This window comes from Prosthecodimorpha staleyi, from assembly GCF_018729455.1.
In the GTDB taxonomy this organism is placed as follows: Bacteria; Pseudomonadota; Alphaproteobacteria; order Rhizobiales; family Ancalomicrobiaceae; genus Prosthecodimorpha; species Prosthecodimorpha staleyi.
Genome location: NZ_JAHHZF010000005.1, coordinates 107,218 through 128,414 on the forward strand (window position 1 = coordinate 107,218; position 21,197 = coordinate 128,414).

Below are 21,197 nucleotides of genomic sequence, written 5' to 3' on the forward strand. Positions count from 1 at the left end.
AGGAGGAGACCTGCCCTGTGAAACCCGAACCGCTTTCCTACGACACAGCACCGCCGGCATCGCAGGCCGTGTTCGACGACATCAAGCGGACCCGCAAGGTCGATGATGTCAACGACTTCTGGAAATACCTCGCCAACGACCCGGTCACGATGAAGCGAACCTGGGAGAGCGTGAAGGAGGTCATGCAGCCGGGTGCGCTCGACGTGCTGACCAAGGAGATGCTCTATCTCGCCGTTTCGATCACCAACAGCTGCACCTATTGCATCGCGAGCCATTCGGCCGCGGCCGCCAAGGCCGGCATGTCGCAGGAGATGTTCGGAGAACTGGTTGCCGTGGTCGGGATGGCGAACGAGACCAACCGCCTGGTCACCGCCTACCGGGTACCGGTCGACAAGGCCTTCGGGGGCTGACGCACCGATGAGCGCGACCGAAGACTCCGAAGCCATGAGCGCACTCTGCGCGCGGCTCGCCCGCATCCCGACCGCAACGCTGTCGAGCCAGCTCGTCAAGCGCGGCCTCAGGGCGACCTATATCGGCGGCGCCCGGCATCTGGTCGGCAGCGGCGCGATCTGCGGCCCGGCCTTCACGGTCCGCTTCATTCCGGGCCGGGAAGACCGCACGGTGCCGGAGAGCTACGCCTGGCCGGGCGCCCTGCCGGCCGCCATGGATGCCGCCCCGCCCGGCAGCGTCGTCGTGATCGATGCCAACGGCCATCGCGGCGCCGGCACCTTCGGCGACATCTTCGCCGGGCGCCTCAAGGTCCGCCAGGTCCGGGGCATCGTCTGCGACGGCGCGGCACGCGACCTGCCGGGACTTGAACGGGTCGGTCTGCCGGTCTGGGCCGACGGCACCTGTGCTCCACCGTCGATCGGCGGCCTGACTTTCGCCGGCTGGGGCGATCCGATCGGCTGCGGCGGCGCCGCGGTCTATCCCGGCGACATCATCGTTGCCGACCGCGACGGCGCCCTGGTCGTGCCCGTCGCCGTCGCCGGCGAGATCGCCGCCCCTGCCGAAGAGCAGGATCGCTTCGAAACCTGGGTCCAGGCCCGTGTCGAGGAGGGTCGCCCGCTGGTCGGCCTTTATCCGGCCGATGCCGGGACCCTCGCGGAATACCGAAACCACCAGGAGGGCCGGTAGCACGGTGACACCGTGCGCACCGGCAAGAGAGGAGTCCGCTATGCGCTTCGCATCGACTTGGAAGTCCGTCCGCCTCGCCCTCGCAGCCGCCAGCCTTGCCTTGGGCACCGTGGCTTCGGCCTCCGCCCAGACCATCGAATGGTCCTCGGGATCGCCGGGCGGCGCGTGGTTCACCCAGACCACCGGGGTCTCGGCCATCGTGATGGAGAGCATCCCGGGCCTGAACATCCGCGTCGTGCCTGGCGGCGGCAAGGACAACCCGAGCCGCATCCAGGCCGGCATCAGTCAGATCGCCATGGGCATCGATTTCCTGTCCAAGGCCGCCCGCGACGGCAGCGATCCCTACAAGCAGCCGATGGACAAGGTCCGCACCCTCGGGTCGACAGGCGTCGCGGTCTACTTCATGGTCTATGTGCAGGCCGACGAGACCCGCTCGCTCGACAAGATCCTGGCCGATCCGACCCTGAAGATCGGCGTCACGCCGCAATCGACATCTGAATATCTGACGCTCCAGCGCGCGCTCGCCTTCTACGGCAACTCGGCCGAGAAGATCCGCGCCGGCGGCGGCAAGATGATCGTGTCCGCCTACAGCGAACTGATCCAGGGCTTCAACGACGGCCAGTTCGATGTGCTGTGGACGGCCGGGGAAATCCCGTCGGGCATCGCCAGCCAGGTTCAGGATGGCCGGCGGAAGACCAAGCTGCTGCCCTTCCCGGCCGAGCTCAGCAAGGATTTTGCGGCCCGCTTCGGCTATGCCGAGGCGACCATCAAGAACGGTTCCTTCCCGGCCCTGCAGAGCGCCGACCTGCCGGTGACGGCGATGGGCAACCTGTATCTGGTCTCCGCCGACCTGCCGGACGACCTCGTCTACAAGATCACCAAGGCGATCATCGACAACCGTGCCCGCCTGCCGAACATCTACCAGGCGATGAAGGGCTACGATCCGGCCGATGCCTGGACGATGCGGCCGGTGCCTCTGCATCCGGGTGCTGAGAAGGCGTATCGCGACGCCGGCTTCCTGAAGTGATCCGGCGCGCGCCGGCGGCAGCCGATCCCGGCCGCCGCCGGCCGCGTTTTTCCCACGAAGCCCTCGCGCGGGCCGGCGCCGCAGCGCATCGCGGGATCGCGGCGGCGCCGCATTGACGTCTTGCGCCCGGGATGATGGCTGGGGAGATCGGATGGAGCCCCGCCGCCATCACGGGTTCCGCCTTCCCGCGATACGATTCTCATCGCCTCAGGGCCTCGGCACTGGCGGGTGCGGCGTGTATCCGTCAGATTGCGATCCCCCGACGCAACCGTCCGCCATTCCGACCAGGTGCATTCATGAACGGCCCCAAAGGACCCAATACCCGCCTCGCCCATCTCGGCAACCGGCCGCACGATTTTCACGGCTTCGTCAACCCGCCGGTCGTCAGGGCCTCGACCGTACTCTTCCCCGATGCCGAGACGCTGACCTCAAGGCGTCAGAAATACACCTACGGCACCCAAGGCACCCCGACCACCGACGCGCTCGCCGATGCGGTCAACGAACTGGAAGGCTCCGCCGGAACCATCTTCGTGCCCTCGGGCCTGGCCGCCGTGACGGTGCCGCTGCTCGCCTTCCTGTCGGCCGGCGACCATCTGCTGATCGTCGATTCCGTCTACGGCCCGACGCGGCGCTTCGCCAATGCGATGCTGGCCCGCTTCGGCGTGGAGGTCGATTATTACGACGCCGCGCTCGGCGCCGGCATCGCCGGCCTGCTGAAGCCCAATACCAAGGTCGTGTTCACCGAATCGCCCGGCTCGAACACCTTCGAGCTGCAGGACATCGATGCGGTCGCAGCCGCCGCGCACGAGGCCGGCGCCATCGTGATGATGGACAACACCTGGGCGACGCCGCTCTACTTCCGGCCGCTCGACCACGGCGTCGACATCTCGATCCATGCGGCGACCAAGTATCCGGCCGGCCATTCCGACATCCTGTTCGGCATGGTCTCCGCCAATGCCGCCTGCTGGCCGCGGCTCAAGGATGCCCAGACCAATCTCGGCACCTGCGTCAGTTCCGACGAGGCCTATCAGGTCCTGCGCGGCCTCAGGACCATGGGGGTGCGGCTCGACCGGCACCGCGACAGCGCGCTGGCCATCGCGTCCTGGCTGGAGAGCCTGCCGCAGGTCGATTGCGTGCTGCATCCGGGCCTGCCGAGCCATCCCCAGCATGCCCTGTTCCGGCGCGATTTCGCGGGCGCCAGCGGCATCTTCTCCTTCGTGCTGAAGAGCGGCGGCGCCGCCGAAGCAGCCGCCTTCCTGAACGCCCTGGAGATCTTCGGCCTCGGCTTCTCATGGGGCGGCTATGAGAGCCTTGCCGTGCCGGTCAACCTCGACGACCGCACCATCCGTCGGCCCTATGCCGGACCGGTCATCCGCCTCCAGATCGGCCTCGAGGATGTCGCCGACCTGCGCGCCGACCTCGAAAAGGGCTTCCGCGCCCTCAGCTGAACCTTTCGGCAGAAGTGACGATACGGCAGCAGGCTCCTCGGCGGGCCTGCCTGCCGCGACACCGCGGCCATCGCCGATCCTGCGCGACGCGGCGGCCCTCTGCAGCCAGGGCCGGGTGGACGCAGTCCGGCCGCCGGCGTTGCGGACCCTGAAATCTTGCGTGTGTTGGGTGGGGAAAATGGTCGGAGTGGCCAGATTCGAACTGACGACCCCCTGACCCCCAGTCAGGTGCGCTACCAGGCTGCGCTACACTCCGATGGGGGTGGGATTAGACGGTTTCGGCGCTGGGCGCAACCGAATTTCGGGGTTTCCCACGACAGTGCGTCTCGTCATCCGGCGGTGCCCGAAGGGACGGATTGCGGGATCGGGAGACGGTTCGGCCGGTACGGATCGCCGGCGCGACACCGGGCGGCCGGCACCGATCGAGCGAAAGCCGAGCGGCGGCGGCGTCCGCCTTCACAAGTCCTGCACCGTCACGGTCGTCCGCCTTCGCGGTCGTCCTCCGTCACGGTCGTCTGACGTCCCCCTGTCCTGCCGCCGGCCGGTCGGAACGCCGTCCGGCAGCGCGGCGAGAGCCCACCCGGTCGCCGGATCGGTCCTGGCCCTCAGCGCGCCTGATCGAGCAGGCGCTTGCATTCCAGCAGTTCGAACAGGGTCGCCTGCAGCTGGCGCAGTTCCTCGCGGCTGAGGCGCGGATTGAGCACCGGGCCGGTCTCGCCCTCCGGCCGGCCGGAGGGATTGCCGCGGAAGCGATCGATGATCGCCCCGAAGCCGGAGCGGGTCGGCCCTTCATCGGGGCTCTCGCGGGTCGTCTGGACGGCGCGTGGTGCGCGCGGCGCATCCCCGGTCGGCGCCTGGGCACCGGATACCCGCAGGGCCGGCCCGCGGGTCGGCGGGGTCGCCATCGGATCGCGCGCATGGCCGACGACCCGATCGATCGAATCGCTGCCTGCCGGGGCGAAGCGCTGCGCCATCGCGGCCGCCGAGGCGTCGCGTCGGGCCTCCGCGTGATCCGGAACACCCGCACTGTGCCGCGGGTCGCCTGGCCGCTCGGAACCATAGCGCTCGGGTTCGTAGCCTCCGGGCATGGCGGCCTCGGCCGCGTCGTCTTCCGCCGGATAGGCGTCCTCCGGATAGCCGTCATCCGCATAGCCGCCGGCCTCGTCGGACATGCCGTAGCCGTCGTCGTCCTGAACCGGGCGCCCGCCGGGCCGCGCAGCGCCGACGGCGCTCGGCTGCGGCGCGCCGTCACGCCAGACATTCATGACGAAACGGACGCCCTGCGCCTTCAGGATGCGCTGGACGCCGCGGATCGTATAGCCTTCGCCGTAGAGGAGATGCCGGATGCCGCGCAACAGTTCGACATCGTCGGGACGGTAGTAGCGCCGCCCGCCGCCCCGCTTCAGGGGACGGATCTGCGGGAATTTGGTTTCCCAGAAGCGCAGGACATGCTGCGGGAGACCGAGATCGGCAGCGACTTCGCTGATCGTCCGGAAAGCGTCTGGGCTCTTGTCCACGTTACGCAACCGCTGAGTGGCACTGGCGGCCTGTCCGATCGACGGGCCGCCGCGACCCGCATCACTCGGCTTCCGCCAACGCCTGGTTGATCTTCTGTTTGAGAACGTTGGATGGCTTGAACACCATCACACGACGGGGAGAAATCGGCACTTCCTCGCCGGTCTTTGGGTTTCGTCCGATCCGCTCGCCTTTCTGGCGGACCAGGAAAGAACCGAAGGACGAGAGTTTCACCGACTCGCCCCGGACAAGGCAATCGGAAATCTCGTCCAGAACCATCTCGACCAGATCGGCGGACTCGGTCCGTGACAGACCGACTTTCTGATAGACCGCCTCGCAGAGGTCGGCCCGGGTAACCGTCTTGCCCCCCATCTCCCAACCCTCTCGCGTTGGTCCGATCCCGCCCGACCGGACACCTTGCAGGCGAACTCGCATTTCGGCTCGCACTTGGGCAGGCTATTGTAAGTTCCCCTTCTCGGTCAATGGCCTGCACCGCTGCGGTGCACCCACATACCGCATTGAGGGTCCCGATAGGCGATGTTCCGGACCGTACCGAAGTCTAACGGGGTCGCCACACCGAGGGCAAAGCCGCGCAAAACGGGGATCCGGGCGATTGCCGATAAAATTCGAATCGCCCGGTTAAGGCGGCGCTCACCAGCGGATCAGACAGGCTCCCCAGGTGAAGCCGCCGCCCATCGCCTCCAGAAGGACCAGTTGTCCGGCCTTCAGCCGGCCGTCGCGCACCGCCTGATCGAGCGCCAGCGGGATCGACGCCGCCGAGGTGTTGCCGTGGCGATCGACCGTGACCACGACCTTCTCGGGGGCGATGCCGAGCTTCTTCGCACTTGCATCAATGATGCGGCGATTTGCCTGATGGGGAACGAACCAATCGATCGTGTCGGCGCTGTCGCCGGTCGCCGCGAAGCTGTCGCGGATCACGTCGGTAATCATGCCGACCGCGTGCTTGAACACCTCGCGGCCTTCCATGCGCAGATGGCCGGCGGTCTGGGTGGTCGACGGACCGCCGTCGACATAGAGCTTCTCCCGGTGACGGCCGTCAGAGCGCAGATGCGCCGTCAGCAGGCCGCGATCGGCCATGGTGCCGGGCTGCTCGGAGGCCTCGACCACCACCGCGCCGGCACCGTCGCCGAACAGCACGCAGGTCGTCCGGTCGGTCCAGTCCAGGATGCGCGAGAAGGTCTCCGCGCCGATGACCAGCGCGCGGGTCGCAAGGCCCGCCTTGATCTGCGCGTCGACGGTCGCCAGCGCATAGACGAAGCCCGAGCAGACCGCCTGGATGTCGTAGGCAAAGCCGCGGGTGATGCCGAGCGCGGCCTGCACCTGGGTGGCGGTCGCCGGGAAGGTGTAGTCCGGCGTCGCCGTGGCGACCACGACGAGATCGATGTCGGCAGGGACGAGACCCGCCTGGGCGAGCGCGGCTTCCGCCGCACGGGTCGCCAGCACCGAAGTGGTCTCCTCCGGCGCGGCGCGACGGCGTTCCCGGATGCCGGTCCGCTCGACGATCCAGTCGTCGCTGGTCTCGACGATGCGGGTCAGGTCGTCATTGGTCAGGATCTCGGCGGGCAGATAGGCGCCGACGCCGCGGATCACGGTGCGAATCACGGTCAATCCTCACCTGCCTCCGCAACCGCGAGGTCGAGCGAGCCCCCGGCACGGTGATAATTCGAAATGCCCTGGGCGATCTTGGCCATCAGGTCGTTCACGACCATGTCGTAGCCGAGCTCGACGGCGCTCGCGAAGCCTTCGGCATCGGTGCCGCCATGGCTCTTGATGACGATGCCGTTGAGCCCGAGGAACACGCCGCCATTGACCTTGCGCGGGTCCATCTTCTCCCGCAGCCGGTCGAAGGCGCTGCGCGCCAGGATATAGCCGAGCTTGGCGAGCAGGCTGCGGGTCATCGCCTGGCGCAGATACTGGGCGATCTGCTTGGCGGTCCCTTCCGCGGTCTTCAGGGCGATATTGCCGGCGAAGCCCTCGGTGACCACCACGTCGACGGTGCCGCGGCCGATATCGTCGCCTTCGACGAAGCCGGCATAATCGAGACCGGGCAGATTGGCCGCGCGCAGCATCTTGGCCGCGTCCTTGACCTGCTCGACGCCCTTGATCTCCTCGACGCCGACATTGAGCAGGCCGACCTTCGGGCGCTCAAGATCGAACACCGCGCTCGCCATGGCGGCACCCATGACGGCGAAATCGACCAGCTGCCGGGCATCGGCGCCGACCGTCGCGCCCACGTCGAGCACGATCGATTCGCCGCGCGTCGTCGGCCAGATGGCCGCGATGGCCGGCCGCTGCACGTCGCCGAGGCCGCGCAGGCAGAAGCGCGACATGGCCATCAGCGCGCCGGTATTGCCGGCCGAGACGCAGGCCATCGCCTGGCCGGTCTTCACCGCCTCGATCGCCTTCCACATGCTCGACTTCCACCGGCCGGCGCGCAGCGCCTGGCTCGGCTTGTCGTCCATGCGGACGACCACGTCGGTATGGATCAGCTCGCAGGCTGCTTCCAGGCGCGGATGCGCCTTGATCAGCGGGGCGATGACGCTGGTGTCGCCATAGATCAGGAAACGCAGGTCAGGCCGGCGCTCCACCGCCAGGGCGGCACCGGGAATCACCATGTCGGGACCGGCGTCGCCGCCCATGGCGTCGATCGATAGAATGATGGGCTTGGCCATCGGGCGGAAAATCTCGCGAAACGTGCCCCTTCCGGAGCGGACGGGCCGATCGGAGGCGGGACAATAGCGTTTCCCCGCCGCCTGACAACCGCTTTCTCTGACATGCCGGCAGAAGCCTCACGCGGCCGCGACCGGCCGCGCGTCGACGGCTTCGCCGGCGCGACGCGGCGCCGATCAGTCCTTCTTCAGCTTGGCCAGCGCGGCGAATGGCGACGGCTTGGCCTCGTCCGGCTCCGCAACCCCATAGGCTGCGGCATCGAAAGCAGCCCCGGGCTTGCGCGGATAGGGATCGATGCCGAGCACGAATTGCTGCTCGGCCACCGCTCCGGGGTCGAGCGTTCCGCCCGCGAAGAAATCCGGCGGATCCTCGCCGGTCGCCTCCGGATCGGCCTCGGCGGCCGCAGCCAGCCGCTTCAGCCAGGATTCCTCCTCGGCCTCGGGGGCGAATTTCACCTCGATCGCCTCGTCGACCTTCGCCTCGATCGGCTCCAGCGACACGACGCAGGTTTGCGTGATGTCGGCCGAAACCCGGCCCTCCATGATGAAGCCGGTCCGCGACCAGGGCTTCACGGTGACTTCCGCTTCCAGGCGGTGGATCGCCGGCAGGTCGAGATCGGCGGCCAGCGCGGTGCGCTCGGCCTCGGTTGCCACGATCCGGACCGTGGTTCCGTCGCCGGGAATGTCCGCGATCGACACGATGCGCGAGAGAATCGGTTTGGGGTCGGCAGGGCTGGTCATGACGGGCTCACGGGGGTCGGCGCGGCACCGGCGTCGGGGCTCGGCGCGGTGGGACGGGAATTGGGATCGGCGAAGCTGACCGGATCCGGCCAGACGATCCGCGCCTCGATGAGATCGTCTGCGGACTGGCCGTCGAGCCGCGCGGTGGCGGCGAGCATGTAGGCGGCGACGCGGGCCGCCGGATCGGCGGCTCCGGCATCGCCGCGATAGACGTTGCGCAGCACCGCGCTCGTCAGTTCGGTCGCATCGCCGGCCGCGATCGCGCGGCTGTAGGCCTGGGACCGGCCGGCATAGGCCATGCCGAGCTTCTTCATCTTCTTTCCGACCGAAAGATCGCCGACGCCGAGCTCGCGCAGATTGCGGTCCATGTCGGTGAAGAAGATGTCGAGCACATCCTGGGCGGCAGCGCGCGTGGCGGGCGCCTCCCGGCCGAGCCGGTGGAACATCAGCGTGGCATGGACCAGGATCATCTCGAAGCGGCCCTCCACGGTATCGGGCACGGCGTGATCGAGATAGAAGGCCGGCTGCCGCGCCTGTGCCACGATCGCGCCATAGACCGCTTGGCGAGACTCGGGAATGCGTCGGCCGAAAAGTCCGAACAGCATCGGGTTTCTGGTCCTCGGGGTTCCGGAGCCGTGGGGTCCGGGTCGTCTCGTTCCGGTATCAATTGGGTACGGGCATCCAGAGCCCGGCCGTTGTCTTCCGACCTATCGCAGGATAGGGAAGATGCCAAGTCGGCCGGGATGCGCGCCCGGCAGTTCTGTCCATTCGGAGATGCGAGCATGCGGACACAAGTCGGACGACGGATCGGCGCCATGCGGGGCTTCCGGCCCGGCCGGCGGATCGCTCTCGTCGCCGCCGCGACCCTGCCGCTCCTGCTCGGCGCCTGCGCCGACGAGGTGATGCACGGGTATGTGGTGTCCGATCTGGCCCTCAGCCAGGTGCAGGTCGGTAACAGCCGCGAGCAGGTGCAGCTCGTGCTCGGCACGCCCTCGACCACCGCCACGGTCGGCGGCGAGGCCTTCTACTATATCTCGCAGAAGACCAGCCGGCCGGTCGCCTTCCTCGACCCGTCCGTGACCGACCAGCGCGTGCTCGCCGTCTATTTCGACGAGAAGGGCAAGGTGCGCGAGATCGGCAATTACGGACTGCAGGACGGCAAGGTGTTCGACTTCATCTCCCGTCGCACCAAGACCTCCGGCACCGACTACGGCTTCGTCTCCCAGATCCTGAAGGCCGGCCCCGGCCTCGGCATGATGGGCCTCGGCGGCTCGCGCTGAAGCGCGGAAACGCCTTCCGAGGCGATCTTTGCGAGCCGGCATGACGCGCCCCGTCGTGCCGGCTTTGCCATGTCGCGGCTTGGCCATGTCGCAGCTTCGCCATGGGTCGCAGGCCCTGCCCTGCGCCGGACAACCCGACGATGCCGCCGGACCGGCCGAAAGCGCTCAAAGGAAAGGCCCGCGGGATCGCTCCCGCGGGCCTTCCTGTTCGTCGTCGGCCGACCCGAAGGCCGCCTGCCTCAGCCGTGGGCCAGGATGGCCAGCAGCAGCAGGGCGACGATGTTGGTGATCTTGATGGCGGGGTTCACGGCCGGGCCGGCCGTATCCTTGTAGGGGTCGCCGACGGTGTCGCCGGTGACCGAGGCCTTGTGGGCGTCGGAGCCCTTCATGTGCCGGACGCCGTCCTTGTCGACGAAGCCATCCTCGAAGGACTTTTTGGCGTTGTCCCAGGCGCCGCCGCCCGAGGTCATCGAGATGGCAACGAACAGGCCGTTGACGATGACGCCGAGCAGCATGGCGCCGAGGGCGGCGAAGCCATGGGCCTTGGAGCCGGACGCCCACAGGACGCCGTAGTAGACGACGAAGGGCGCGAGAACCGGCAGCAGCGAGGGGATGATCATCTCGCGGATGGCAGCCTTGGTCAGCATGTCGACGGCGCGGCCGTAGTCGGGCCGGTCGGTGCCCTTCATGATGCCGGGCTTCTCGCGGAACTGACGACGGACCTCCTCGACGACCGCACCGGCCGCGCGGCCGACGGCGGTCATGGCGATGCCGCCGAAGAGATAGGGGATCAGGCCGCCGAAGATCAGGCCGGCGACGACATAGGGGTTCGACAGCGACAGGTCGATGGCGCCGATGCCCTTGAAGTAGGGCACGCCGCTATCGACGAAGTGCTTGATGTCGTTGGTATAGGCGGCGAAGAGCACGAGCGCGCCGAGGCCGGCCGAGCCGATGGCGTAGCCCTTGGTGACCGCCTTGGTGGTGTTGCCGACCGCGTCGAGGGCGTCGGTGGTGTGGCGCACTTCCTTCGGCAGGCCGGCCATTTCGGCGATGCCGCCGGCATTGTCGGTGACCGGACCGAAGGCGTCGAGGGCGACGATCATGCCGGCGAGGCCGAGCATGGTGGTGACCGCGATGGCAGTGCCGAACAGGCCAGCGAGCTGGAAGGTGACGACGATGCCGGCGATGATGACGAGGGCCGGCAGCGCGGTCGATTCCAGCGAGACCGCGAGGCCCTGGATGACGTTGGTGCCGTGGCCGGTCACCGACGCCTGGGCGATGGAGACCACCGGACGCTTGCCGGTGCCGGTATAGTATTCGGTGATCCAGACGATCAGGCCGGTGACGACGAGGCCGACGAGGCCGCAGAAGAAGAGATTGGTGCCGGTGATGTCGATACCGGCGACCGTGCCGATCTTGCCCCAGCCGATGGTCAGCGAGGTTGCGCCGGCGAGGCCGACTGCCGAAAGCAGCGAGGTCGCCCACAGGCCCTTGTAGAGCGCGCCCATGATCGAATTGTTGGCGCCGAGCTTGACGAAGAAGGTGCCGACGATCGAGGTCACGATGCACACGCCGCAGATCATCAGCGGATAGAGCATCGCGGAGGCCAGGATCGGGGTGCCGACGAAGAAGATCGCCGCGAGCACCATGGTGGCGACGACGGTCACCGCATAGGTCTCGAACAGGTCGGCGGCCATGCCGGCGCAGTCGCCGACATTGTCGCCGACATTGTCGGCGATGGTGGCCGGGTTGCGCGGATCGTCCTCGGGAATGCCGGCCTCGACCTTGCCGACGAGGTCGGCGCCGACATCGGCGCCCTTGGTGAAGATGCCGCCGCCGAGACGGGCGAAGATCGAGATCAGCGAAGCGCCGAAGCCGAGCGCCACCAGGGCGTCGATGACGACGCGGTCGCTCGGAGCATGGCCGAGCCCGCTGGTCAGAATGGCGTAGTAAACCGTGACGCCGAGCAGCGCGAGGCCGGCGACCAGAAGACCGGTCACGGCACCCGACTTGAAGGCGATGTCGAGGCCGGCGGCGAGCGACTGGGTCGCAGCCTGGGCGGTGCGGACATTGGCGCGGACGGAGACGTTCATGCCGATGAAGCCGGCGAGGCCGGACAGAATCGCGCCGATCGCGAAGCCGATGGCGACCGGCAGGCCGAGCAGGTAGCCGATGACCACGAAGATCACCACGCCGACGGCGCCGATCGTGATGTACTGCCGCTTCAGGTAGGCCTGCGCGCCTTCCGCGATCGCTCCGGCGATCTCCTGCATGCGCGCCGATCCGGCGTCGGAGGCGATCACCGATTTGATCGCCCATACGCCATAGGCGATCGACAGCAGGCCGCAGAATATGACGAGTAGAATTGACATGACGCCTCCAGTAGGACCACCGCGGGGCGACGATCTTGGCGATCGCCCGGGGCACGCGGCAACGGTTCCGATTCCTCGCTCGGATGTCGTTCTTCGTTCTTGCAGTCGGAGGAAGGGCGCCCCACCGCCGCCCCCCAAAAAAGCGCCCTACGGTAGCTTCGCGCCACGGCGCGTCAAGGTGTCGTATGGCCTGAAAAATATGCGCGAAAATCGCTACGCGCGGTCCCGGATGGCGGCGCCGGGCGCGGACCGGGAAGCGGGAGAAACGGGTCGCGCGGGCGGGATTGCGGACGGGAATTGCGGATCGCCCGATCATACCGGGCCAGATCGCGGCCGGCGGCGGCGCGGGGCGGCAAGCCCGGACCGGTTGGGCCACCCGGCCGCATGCGGGTCGTCGGCGGGTACCGTCGTGATTCGGACGGGCGCCCGCATGCTCGACCACGACCGGCATCGACCACGCGCGGCATCGACCACGACTGGCATCGACCACGACTGGCATCGAGCACGACTGGCATCGAGCACGACCGGCATCGCCGCCGGTCGGCAAGGTTGCCCATTCGTCGGACCAACCCGATCGTCGGGCCAGCCCGATCGTCGGGCCTCGCCCGGGCCGCGCGGCGACGGTGAGGCCCGACGAACGGACCGCAGGATCGGCGCGCCGTAACCCGGCGCCGGAGCGTCCGGCGGCAGGGGGCGGGGCGTCTCCGGCAGGATCGGCGGCGAACGCCGAGGCTGCGCCCGTCTGTCAGGCGGCCGACGCCACGGCGGTGTCGGTCACGCCGGCGGACGCAGCAGCTTCGAGCAGACCTCCTCGCCCTGCGGGCCGGCATTCTCCATCACGGTGCCGAACTCGATCAGTCCCCGGCCCGAGACCTTGATGTTGACGACGCAGGACGTGCGTGACGACGTGTCGATCTGCGACAGCAGGCCGGAAGCCTTCTGCCAGCCGAACAGCTTCGCGGCCTCACCGAGATCGACGCCGGCCTGTTCCTTCTTGAAGGTGAAGACCATCATGCGCGCACCACCGCTGAGCGGCTGGATGCTGGTCGGCGCGCCCCAGAAGACGATCAGATCGTCCCCCTTGCGCCCCTTCCACGCGGCCAGAACGCGTTCCGCCGGCCCCAGGGCGGCGGTGCTCACGGCCGGGGCCGGCTTGGGCGCGGGATTGACCGGCTTCGGCGCGGCGAGCCCGGTTGTGGCCGGCTTTGGCGGCGGGGGCGGCGCGACCTGCGAATCCGGCTTCAGGCCGGATTGGGCTGCGGCACCCGTGGAGACAAACGCGATGGCGGAAGCGGCGAAAAGGCATGAACTGAAAATGCGGCGCACTGCCCTCATGATTGCGTCTCCCTGAAATGCACGCAATTCAGATTAGGCGACCACAACCGACCGTCAACATTTTAATGTATTTCCAAAACGATAAAACTAAAAGTGGCGAAAGCCCTCAGCTCCGATTGCGATCGCGCGGTCGTCGGAACCGGTGATCGTCACGATCGGCGCGTCCGCGTCGACGGGCGCCGCACCGACCGTGCCGATCGCCGTGACGCCGATGCCGCAGTCGGCCGCGGCGCGCTCGAAATCCGACGCGGCTGCGGCCGGCACGGCGACGAGGAGCTCGTAGTCGTCGCCTCCGGCCAGGATGGCGCGCAGCAGTCCGGGCTCGGCCTCCAGCGCATGAGCGGCGGCGGGCGAGAGCGGAACGGCCGCCGCCCCGATCCGGATCGAAACGCCGGAGCTGCGGGCCATGCGGCCAGCATCGATGACGAGACCGTCGGAGAGGTCCATCGCACCCCGGGCATGGGCGAGGATGGCGGGCGCCAGCGCCACCCGTGGCTCCGGCAGAAGGTAGCGGGCGAGCAGGTGATCGCGCGCGGCCGGGGTGAGCCCCCAGGCCGAGGCGCGATCGGGATCGAGCCGCAGCATCAGGCCGAGCGCCGCATCGCCGAGGGTGCCCGAGACGTAGAGCCGATCGCCCGGCCGGGCGCCGCCGCGCCGGACCATGCGGCCCTGCGGCACCGCCCCGATCGCCGTGATCGAGATCACCAGCCCGTCGGGCGAGCGGATGGTATCGCCGCCCCAGAGCGCGACCCCGAAGCGGGCCTGGTCGGCGCCGAGGCCGGCCGCGAAGGCTTCCATCTGATCGACCCGCCAGTCGGCCGGCAGGGCCAGCGACAGGAGATAGCCGAGCGGGCGGGCGCCCTTGGCGGCGAGGTCGGAAAGATTGACGCGCAACGCCTTGGCGGCGACCGCGTCCCAGGGATCGTCGGCGAAGAAGTGGATGCCGGCGGCGACCGCATCGGTCTTCAGGACCAGGTCGGCGCCGGGCGGCGGCGTCAGGCTCGCGCAGTCGTCGCCGAGCCGGAAACTCGCCGGATCGGTCGCGAGCGGCCGGAACCAGCGGGCAATCAACGCGTCCTCGGACGGGCGCACCGGTTCGGCCATGTCCCCTCCCCGGGCCGACGCCGCGGTCCGCGTCAGGCGAACTCGCCCGGACGCAGGTCGCGCGCGAGCTTGTCGAGCACGCCGTTGACGAGGCGCGGCTCGTCCTCGACGAAGAAGGCCTTGGCCACGTCGAGATATTCGGAAATGATCACCTTGGCGGGCACGTCCTTGCGGGCGATCAGTTCGAAGGTCCCGGCGCGCAGGATGGCGCGCAGCGTCACGTCGATGCGCTTCAGCGGCCACCCCTCGACCAGCGCCTTGTGGACGAGCGGGTCGATGTCGCGCTGCACCCGGACGACCCCGGTGACGATGTCGCGGAAATAGGCCGGATCGGCCTCGCGGAAGGTCAGCCCGTCGATTTCCTTGCCCAGCCGGAACGCCTCGAACTCGGCGAGCACATCCCCCAGTTCGACCCCGGCGATATCCATCTGATAGAGCGCCTGCACGGCGGCGAGCCGGGCCGCGCCGCGCTTGTTGGCCGGGCGGACGGGCGCCTGCGCGTCCTTCTCTGCGTTCACAGTCCGAATCTCCGTTTGAGCGCGATCATCGCCAGACAGGCCGTGGCGGCGCCGCCGCCCTTGTCGAGCCGATCCGCCTTGGCCCGTTCCCAGGCCTGCGCTTCGTTTTCAACCGTCAGAATGCCGTTGCCGAGGGCGATCGACCGCGCCGTGGTCAGGTCCATCAGGGCGCGGGCCGATTCGTTCGACACGATCTCGTAGTGGGTGGTCTCGCCGCGGATGACCGTGCCGAGCGCGACGAAGCCGTCGAACGGCCCCGTGTCCGGCGCGGTCGCCCCGCGCGCCGCCGCCTCGACGGCATAGGCGATCACGGCGGGGATCTCCAGCGCGCCCGGGACCGTGATGGTCTCATGGCTGACGCCGGCCGCGTCGAGCGCGGCGCGCGCACCGGCCAGAAGGGCGTCGGCGAGATCGTCGTAGAAGCGCGCCTCCACGATCAGGACATGGGCGCCCTTCACGGCGGCCGGATCATAGGCGGCGGTATGACTCTTGGTGCTCATCGGCGATCCTTCGGACGGCGGCGGAACGGCGTCAAGCCCGCGCCGCGACCGTGGGGAAAGAAGTGCGGGCGTTAGCCGCATCCGCCTCGGCCAGCCGGGCGACGTAGCGGGCCATCAGGTCGACCTCGATATTGACGTGGTCGCCGGCCTGACGGGTACCCCAGGTGGTGACCGCGAGGGTGTGGGGGATCAGCATCACGGAGAATCGGTCGCCCTCGACCGCGTTGACGGTCAGCGAGGTGCCGTCGAGCGCGACCGAGCCCTTCCGGGCGACGAAGCGGGCGAGTTCGGCCGGCACCTTGAAGGTGAAGATGGCCATCTCGCCCTCCGCCCGCCGTTCGACGATCGCGGCCAGACCGTCGACATGACCGGTGACCATGTGGCCGCCCATCTCCTGGCCGAGCGTCAGCGAGCGTTCGAGATTGATCCGGGTGCCGACGGCCCAGTCTGCCATGGAGGTGACCGCCAGGGTCTCCGGCGAAGCGTCGACATCGAACCAGGCCCCTGCCCCGTCGCGGCCACGGTCGACCACGGTCAGGCAGATGCCCGAACAGGCGATCGACGCGCCGAGATCGATGCCGTCCGGCGAATAGCCGGTGCCGATGCGCAACCGCACGCCTGCCTCGAGCGGATCGCGCTGCCGGACGGTGCCGATATCGGTAACGATGCCGGTGAACATGGATTCTCCTTCAGCGGCCGAGGCGGCGGTAGGTGACGAGGCGATCCTCGCCGATGCGGCGGCGATCGATCGGCTGATAGCGGCCATCGCGGCCGGATTCGAGCCCTTCCAGGGATGCCGGTGCCGCCACGCCGCTCGCCCCAATCACCGCGCTCGAACGGAACAGCGCGACTTCGTCGACGAGATCGGCGCTGAGCAAGGCCTCGGCCAGATCGGAACCGCCTTCGACCAGAACGGACGGGATGCCCTTCCAGGACAGGCTGGTCAGTCCCTTGACGAGATCGACATGCCCGTCGGGCGCCATCGGCACCATGACGATGTCGACGCCGGCCGCGCGCAACGCCTCGATGCGGCTGCGCGGCGCCTTCTCGGTGGTCAGCAGATGCACCGGCACCTGTCCGGCGGAACGGACCAGACGGCTTTCGAGCGGCAGCCTGGCATGGCTGTCGACCACGATCCGGGCCGGCGAAGCACCCTCCATGCCGGGCAGTCGGACGGTCAGGTCCGGATCGTCGACCAGCGCGGTGCCGATCCCGACCATGACGGCATCGACTTCCGAGCGCAGAACCTGCGCATAGGCGCGCGCCGCGTCGCCGGTGACCGGAACCTTGGCGACGCCGCGCCGTCCGATCATGCCGTCGGCCGAGACCGCGAGCTTGAGGATCATGCGCGGCCGGCCGCGCCGCATGCGGGTGAAATGATTGGCGAGGCCACGTTCGGCCTCGGCCGCGCCGACGCCGACCACCACCTCGACCCCGGCGGCGCGCAGCATGGCGTGGCCGCGGCCGGCGACCCGGCTGTCGGGATCCTCCTGGGCGGTGACCACGCGGGCGATGCCGGCCTCCAGGATCGCCTCGGCGCAACCCGGGGTCGGCTTACCGTGCTGGGAACAGGGTTCGAGCGTGACGTAGAGAGTGGCGCCGCGCGCCCGCTCACCGGCCTCCGCGAGTGCGATCCGTTCGGCATGCGGCCGCCCGCCATGGGCGGTGGTGCCGCGGCCGACCACCTCCGGCCCGTCCGGCCCGGCGCGCACCACCACGGCGCCGACCGAGGGGTTCGGTCGGGTCAGCCCGAGATGGCGACGCCCCATGCGCACGGCGGCATCCATGAAGCGGCGGTCGAGGTCTGAGACCCGTCCCGCGGACATGTGGTCGGTCTGGCTCAATCCGGCACCGGTGGCGCGCTCGGCGGCGTGAACCCGACCGGACCGATCACTTGTCGCGATCGGTCTCGTCCTGGCTCAGTTCGCCGAGTACGGTTTCGAAATCCTTGGCCTCGCGGAAGTCCCTGTAGACCGAGGCGAAGCGGACATAAGCGACGTCATCCAGGCTTTTCAAGCCTTCCATCAGCAACTCTCCGATCTGCTGGGAGGGGATCTCGGGTTCGCCGAGGCTCTCCAGCTGGCGGACGATGCCGTTGACCATGCGCTCGATCCGCTCCGGATCGACCGGCCGCTTGCGCAGCGCGACCTGCACCGAGCGCATCAGCTTGTCGCGGTCGAAGGGAACGCGGCGGCCGGATTTCTTGACGATGATCAGTTCGCGCAGTTGCACCCGCTCGAAGGTGGTGAAGCGGCCGCCGCAGGACGAGCAGACCCGCCGGCGCCGGATCGCAGCCCCGTCCTCGGTCGGGCGCGAGTCCTTCACCTGGGTATCCTCGCCTCCGCAATAGGGACAGCGCATCGCTCGGCTCCGGTTCGATTCGGGTGGTCGGTCCGGCGCGAGATGTACGCGGATTCGCGAAGGAGCGGAAATCCGGCGCGGACCGATGCTCACTTCCGGACGAAGGTCACCAGGCGGGTGGTCGTGCCGATGGCGTTGGTGGTGTTGGTGAAGGTCAACGTCGCCCTGTAGGTGCCGTTGTTGAGCTTGGCGGCGGCCGCCTCGTTGATCGAGAGCGTGATCGCCGCCTCCGGATCGGTCGCGGTGCCGGCGGTCGCGCTGACCTTCAGCCATTTCGGGATGCCGGCGCCGCCGGCCGTGATCGTATAGCCGACATCGCCGTTGGCGCCGAGCACGGTGTAGCTCTTCGCCGCCATCGAATAGTCGGCGCTGGTCAGGCGGGTCACGGTCCAGCCGTCGGTCGGAGAGACGACCAGCGTGGGCGGATCGGTGACGGGCGGGATGGTCGCTGCCGGGAAGGTCGTGGTCAGGATGGTCTTCGCCGAATCGATCCGAATGCGTCGCGCGGTGACGCCCGATGCGGTGATGGCGCGGCCGGAATTCTCCAGCGCGGCCTCCATGGCATCGACCGTGGCGCCCGGCACGGCGCTGCGCAGCGCCGCAAAGGCGCCGGCGACATGCGGCGCCGCCATCGAGGTGCCCGATGCCTTGCCGTATCCGGAGAGGATCGAGGACTGGATGTCGACGCCGGTCGCATAGAGATCGACCATGTCGCCGACATTGCTGAAGCTCGCCAGCCCGTCCTTCTTGGTCGTGGCGCCGACGGTGACCGCAGTCGAGATGCAGCCCGGTGCGCTGACGCCGGTCGTGAAGCCGTTGTTGCCGGCCGCGATCACGGTCGCGATGCCGTTGGCGCGGAGCGTATCGATCGCGGTCTTCACGGCCGGCAGATCGGCGTCGCAGTTCTCATGGGCGACGCTGTCGCCGATGCTCATGTTGACGGCGGCGATTTTCACCGGATCGTAGCCGTCGCGCACGTTGTTGACCCAGTCGAGAGCGGCGACGATGTCGCTGAACCAGGCGCCGAGCGAATTGCCGGACCGGCTGAAGACCTGGACCGGAACCAGGCGGGCGAAATGGGCGACGCCGTCGCGCGAGCCGGTCTTGCCGCCGAGGCCGACCGCGATGCCGGAGACATGGGTGCCGTGAAAGCAGGCCGAACTGACCGAGGCCGCGCAGGTCTCCGCCGCTCCGATCCCGGTCTGCGTGAACTGGCCGTTGGGGCACAGCGTCGTCGCCACGCCACCGCCGCCGGAGAAGCAGGCCTGGTCGATGATCTTCGGGGCGAAGAACGGGTGGCTGGTCTTGACGCCGGTGTCGAGGACGGCCACCGCCTGGTTGGAGCCGGTCGCGCCGAGCGTCCAGGCGGCGCGCGCGCCGGTCAACTGGGTCGAGGTATCGAGCAGCGGCTGGACCGCTTCGTCCGGCTGGATGGCCGCGACGGTGGTGTCGGCCGCGAGGCGTTCGAGTTCGGCCGGGTTCGCCTCGAGCGCGACGAGCGGCAGCGTCGCGTAGCGGCGCACCTTGCGGGTGGGTTCGTCGGCGCTGCGCAGACCGAGCACTCCGGCAAGCACGCGGTTCTGGCCATCCGCGATGCGCGTCTTGCGATCGCGCCGGTCGGCGGCGTCGGGCGCCGGATCGTTCAGAACGACGATGTAGCGCAGGCGTGTCGCGGGCAGGGCCGCATCGAGCGAGAAGGTGCCGATGCCCTTGCCGAACTTCGCCTTGAGACGGGCCGACGGCTGATGGGCCTCGGCGGCGACCGATCCGGCCAGGACAAATCCGCAGACGGCAAGGATGCGCAACAGATGCCCGGACCGCATGGCTTGCTCCGACAAGGTCGACTCGACTAAGGGCAAACGTAAGCCGCAGCCGTTAACCGTCGGTTTGCCGTCGACGATAGTCATGTCGCGACCGCGCCGCGAAATGTTAGTTTGCGATGAAGCGGTTCGGCTCCGGCCGAACGCGATTCGGATGCTGTCGGCGGATCGACCGCGATCGGACGGGGCACCCGACTGGGGCCGACAGAACCGGATGCCGGCGAGACCCGGCGTCGGAGCGAGGCGATGTCCGCCGGTCGACGGCCTGTGGCAAGAAGGGGATGACGGAGGCGCATGGCCGAGATCGGGCTGAGATTGATCGGTGTGTTCTATCTGGCAGCGGCCTTCTATGTCGGACGGACCCTCATTACCGGCCGCAGCCTGACGGCGATGCTCGAGGCCCTCGCCCAGGGACCCGCGACCCGGGCAACGCGTTGGCGCGACCATTGGCTTGCCGCCGGAACCATCCCGGTCGGGCTCGGTGGCATGATGCTCGCCGTGCTTTCCTGGCTGGCCTTGCCGCTGTTTCTGATCGGTCTTGCCCAGCAGGTGCTCTATCTGGGCCTTGTTGCGCCGCGCTGGCTCGACCCGCATGACGAGCCCGTCGCGGCCGAGCGCGCGGCCACCCGCAATGCCGCCGTCGTCTATTCGGTCGCGACCGCCCTGGTGGCCATGGCCGCTGCGGATGGAAGGCTCCTCCCCCTCGGCGCCTTCGATCCCGCGCTCGTCGCAGCGATCATGACGCTCGCCGCCGTTCTGGTCGCGGGATTCGCGTTTCTCTATCTGCGCGCAGGCCGATTGACCGACTACGGCGGCGGTGGTGACGACGGCGACGACGACGCCATCGACCGGGCGGACGAACAGGCCCTGCCCGCACGGGCCTATGCGCCGCCCGCGCCGGACATGCCGCCCTCCTATAGCGTGATGGCGGATTTCGGCTGCCATCCGGTCTGGTCGATTCGTCCGGCCGACTACGGGTCGGTCGATCCCGCCGATCTCGACATCTCCCGGCAACTCGAGGCCGATCTCGCCCGCTGGGCGGATGAGTTCGAGCAGTCGCTCGATCCCGAAAACCCCGCCGAGCCGCGCTGGACGACCGAGGCCCATGCCGAGCACGAGGCGCGGGGGCGCGATCTCGCCGAACGCCTTGCCGCCGAGTTCGCCGCCTCGGGTCGCGCCGGCTGGCAGGTATTCGCCTTTTCGACCGACGCCGGGCATGTCCGGGTCTCGCCCTCGGGCGAGGTCCGGCCCCACGATGCCCATTCGTAAAGGGCGTCGGACGCGACCGGCATCGGCGTGATCAGACCCGGAAATGGCAACGGGGGCCGCAAGGCCCCCGTCCGGTCATG

At 68.8% G+C, this 21,197-nt stretch carries 20 protein-coding genes, 1 tRNA gene and 1 pseudogene; 6 read left to right on the forward strand and 16 right to left on the reverse strand.

The window, feature by feature from the left end; all coding sequences use genetic code 11:
• The first annotated feature begins 17 nt into the window (after positions 1–17).
• From KL771_RS11145 to KL771_RS11160, 4 genes are all read left to right on the forward strand, one after another.
• On the forward strand, positions 18–410 hold the full coding sequence (locus KL771_RS11145; protein WP_261968639.1) for a carboxymuconolactone decarboxylase family protein: 393 nt from the start codon (positions 18–20) through the stop codon (positions 408–410).
• A gap of 7 nt (positions 411–417) precedes the next feature.
• On the forward strand, positions 418–1,137 hold the full coding sequence (locus KL771_RS11150) for an RraA family protein (RefSeq protein WP_261968640.1): 720 nt from the start codon (positions 418–420) through the stop codon (positions 1,135–1,137).
• Positions 1,138–1,177: 40 nt separating this feature from the next.
• A complete protein-coding gene (locus KL771_RS11155) occupies positions 1,178–2,164 on the forward strand; it encodes a TAXI family TRAP transporter solute-binding subunit (protein ID WP_261968641.1) in 987 nt (328 codons plus the stop codon).
• A gap of 296 nt (positions 2,165–2,460) precedes the next feature.
• On the forward strand, positions 2,461–3,612 hold the full coding sequence (locus KL771_RS11160) for a cystathionine beta-lyase (RefSeq protein ID WP_261968642.1): 1,152 nt from the start codon (positions 2,461–2,463) through the stop codon (positions 3,610–3,612).
• Positions 3,613–3,791: 179 nt separating this feature from the next.
• Here KL771_RS11160 and KL771_RS11165 read toward each other — a convergent pair.
• The 7 genes and pseudogenes from KL771_RS11165 to KL771_RS11195 form a co-directional block, all read right to left on the reverse strand.
• A tRNA-Pro gene (locus KL771_RS11165) sits at positions 3,792–3,868 on the reverse strand.
• A gap of 1,017 nt (positions 3,869–4,885) precedes the next feature.
• Positions 4,886–5,129 (reverse strand): annotated as a pseudogene (locus tag KL771_RS11170) (MerR family transcriptional regulator); the annotation flags it as partial.
• A gap of 61 nt (positions 5,130–5,190) precedes the next feature.
• Positions 5,191–5,499: an integration host factor subunit alpha gene (locus tag KL771_RS11175; RefSeq protein ID WP_054361128.1), complete on the reverse strand. Its 309-nt coding sequence runs from the start codon at positions 5,497–5,499 to the stop codon at positions 5,191–5,193.
• Positions 5,500–5,778: 279 nt separating this feature from the next.
• Positions 5,779–6,750, reverse strand: a complete 972-nt coding sequence (locus KL771_RS11180) for a beta-ketoacyl-ACP synthase III (RefSeq protein ID WP_261968922.1) — start codon at positions 6,748–6,750, stop codon at positions 5,779–5,781.
• 2 nt (positions 6,751–6,752) lie between these two features.
• Positions 6,753–7,820, reverse strand: coding sequence for a phosphate acyltransferase PlsX (gene plsX, locus KL771_RS11185; protein ID WP_261968643.1), 1,068 nt, complete (start codon positions 7,818–7,820; stop codon positions 6,753–6,755).
• 174 nt (positions 7,821–7,994) lie between these two features.
• Positions 7,995–8,558 (reverse strand): YceD family protein, encoded by a 564-nt coding sequence (locus KL771_RS11190; RefSeq protein WP_261968644.1) that lies wholly within the window; start codon positions 8,556–8,558, stop codon positions 7,995–7,997.
• Complete coding sequence (locus KL771_RS11195) at positions 8,555–9,163, reverse strand: ubiquinol-cytochrome C chaperone family protein (protein WP_261968645.1); 609 nt, start codon at positions 9,161–9,163, stop codon at positions 8,555–8,557. Before KL771_RS11195 ends, KL771_RS11190 begins: the two co-directional genes overlap by 4 nt.
• Positions 9,164–9,340: 177 nt before the next feature.
• Between KL771_RS11195 and KL771_RS11200 the strand changes: the two genes are divergently transcribed.
• Entirely contained in the window at positions 9,341–9,838 is a 498-nt protein-coding gene (locus KL771_RS11200) for an outer membrane protein assembly factor BamE (RefSeq protein WP_261968646.1), read from the forward strand.
• A 239-nt stretch (positions 9,839–10,077) separates the two neighbouring features.
• Here the strand turns inward: KL771_RS11200 and KL771_RS11205 are convergent, their stop codons facing one another.
• The 9 genes from KL771_RS11205 to KL771_RS11245 form a co-directional block, all read right to left on the reverse strand.
• Positions 10,078–12,210 (reverse strand): sodium-translocating pyrophosphatase, encoded by a 2,133-nt coding sequence (locus tag KL771_RS11205; protein WP_261968647.1) that lies wholly within the window; start codon positions 12,208–12,210, stop codon positions 10,078–10,080.
• 774 nt (positions 12,211–12,984) lie between these two features.
• Positions 12,985–13,545 (reverse strand): hypothetical protein, encoded by a 561-nt coding sequence (locus tag KL771_RS11210; RefSeq protein WP_261968648.1) that lies wholly within the window; start codon positions 13,543–13,545, stop codon positions 12,985–12,987.
• An 87-nt stretch (positions 13,546–13,632) separates the two neighbouring features.
• Positions 13,633–14,649 (reverse strand): thiamine-phosphate kinase, encoded by a 1,017-nt coding sequence (gene thiL, locus KL771_RS11215; protein ID WP_261968649.1) that lies wholly within the window; start codon positions 14,647–14,649, stop codon positions 13,633–13,635.
• A 32-nt stretch (positions 14,650–14,681) separates the two neighbouring features.
• The gene (gene nusB / locus KL771_RS11220) at positions 14,682–15,176 is read right to left on the reverse strand and encodes a transcription antitermination factor NusB (RefSeq protein WP_261968923.1); all 495 of its coding nucleotides are present in this window, start codon (positions 15,174–15,176) and stop codon (positions 14,682–14,684) included.
• Positions 15,164–15,667, reverse strand: a complete 504-nt coding sequence (gene ribH, locus KL771_RS11225; RefSeq protein ID WP_261968650.1) for a 6,7-dimethyl-8-ribityllumazine synthase — start codon at positions 15,665–15,667, stop codon at positions 15,164–15,166. Before ribH ends, nusB begins: the two co-directional genes overlap by 13 nt.
• A gap of 31 nt (positions 15,668–15,698) precedes the next feature.
• Entirely contained in the window at positions 15,699–16,346 is a 648-nt protein-coding gene (locus tag KL771_RS11230; protein WP_261968651.1) for a riboflavin synthase, read from the reverse strand.
• Positions 16,347–16,356: 10 nt separating this feature from the next.
• Positions 16,357–17,493, reverse strand: a complete 1,137-nt coding sequence (ribD, locus tag KL771_RS11235; RefSeq protein ID WP_261968652.1) for a bifunctional diaminohydroxyphosphoribosylaminopyrimidine deaminase/5-amino-6-(5-phosphoribosylamino)uracil reductase RibD — start codon at positions 17,491–17,493, stop codon at positions 16,357–16,359.
• Between the two features lie 64 nt (positions 17,494–17,557).
• Positions 17,558–18,028 carry a transcriptional regulator NrdR gene (gene nrdR, locus KL771_RS11240; protein ID WP_054361116.1) on the reverse strand — a complete coding sequence of 157 codons (471 nt, stop codon included), beginning with the start codon at positions 18,026–18,028 and terminating at the stop codon, positions 17,558–17,560.
• Between the two features lie 89 nt (positions 18,029–18,117).
• A complete protein-coding gene (locus tag KL771_RS11245; RefSeq protein ID WP_261968653.1) occupies positions 18,118–19,851 on the reverse strand; it encodes a S8 family peptidase in 1,734 nt (577 codons plus the stop codon).
• Between the two features lie 291 nt (positions 19,852–20,142).
• Between KL771_RS11245 and KL771_RS11250 the strand changes: the two genes are divergently transcribed.
• Positions 20,143–21,117, forward strand: a complete 975-nt coding sequence (locus KL771_RS11250; protein WP_261968654.1) for a hypothetical protein — start codon at positions 20,143–20,145, stop codon at positions 21,115–21,117.
• The last annotated feature ends 80 nt before the right edge of the window (positions 21,118–21,197 follow it).

Bases quoted from the DNA above. Each gene is read 5' to 3' on its own strand.
- ribD (WP_261968652.1), bottom strand. From the start codon at position 17,493: ATGTCCGCGGGACGGGTCTCAGACCTCGACCGCCGCTTCATGGATGCC.
- KL771_RS11250 (WP_261968654.1), top strand. From the start codon at position 20,143: ATGGCCGAGATCGGGCTGAGATTGATCGGTGTGTTCTATCTGGCAGCG.
- KL771_RS11160 (WP_261968642.1), top strand. From the start codon at position 2,461: ATGAACGGCCCCAAAGGACCCAATACCCGCCTCGCCCATCTCGGCAAC.
- KL771_RS11200 (WP_261968646.1), top strand. From the start codon at position 9,341: ATGCGGACACAAGTCGGACGACGGATCGGCGCCATGCGGGGCTTCCGG.
- KL771_RS11245 (WP_261968653.1), bottom strand. From the start codon at position 19,851: ATGCGGTCCGGGCATCTGTTGCGCATCCTTGCCGTCTGCGGATTTGTC.
- KL771_RS11190 (WP_261968644.1), bottom strand. From the start codon at position 8,558: ATGACCAGCCCTGCCGACCCCAAACCGATTCTCTCGCGCATCGTGTCG.
- nrdR (WP_054361116.1), bottom strand. From the start codon at position 18,028: ATGCGCTGTCCCTATTGCGGAGGCGAGGATACCCAGGTGAAGGACTCG.
- ribH (WP_261968650.1), bottom strand. From the start codon at position 15,667: ATGAGCACCAAGAGTCATACCGCCGCCTATGATCCGGCCGCCGTGAAG.
- KL771_RS11175 (WP_054361128.1), bottom strand. From the start codon at position 5,499: ATGGGGGGCAAGACGGTTACCCGGGCCGACCTCTGCGAGGCGGTCTAT.
- plsX (WP_261968643.1), bottom strand. From the start codon at position 7,820: ATGGCCAAGCCCATCATTCTATCGATCGACGCCATGGGCGGCGACGCC.
- KL771_RS11155 (WP_261968641.1), top strand. From the start codon at position 1,178: ATGCGCTTCGCATCGACTTGGAAGTCCGTCCGCCTCGCCCTCGCAGCC.
- KL771_RS11230 (WP_261968651.1), bottom strand. From the start codon at position 16,346: ATGTTCACCGGCATCGTTACCGATATCGGCACCGTCCGGCAGCGCGAT.
- KL771_RS11205 (WP_261968647.1), bottom strand. From the start codon at position 12,210: ATGTCAATTCTACTCGTCATATTCTGCGGCCTGCTGTCGATCGCCTAT.
- thiL (WP_261968649.1), bottom strand. From the start codon at position 14,649: ATGGCCGAACCGGTGCGCCCGTCCGAGGACGCGTTGATTGCCCGCTGG.
- KL771_RS11210 (WP_261968648.1), bottom strand. From the start codon at position 13,545: ATGAGGGCAGTGCGCCGCATTTTCAGTTCATGCCTTTTCGCCGCTTCC.
- KL771_RS11150 (WP_261968640.1), top strand. From the start codon at position 418: ATGAGCGCGACCGAAGACTCCGAAGCCATGAGCGCACTCTGCGCGCGG.
- KL771_RS11195 (WP_261968645.1), bottom strand. From the start codon at position 9,163: ATGCTGTTCGGACTTTTCGGCCGACGCATTCCCGAGTCTCGCCAAGCG.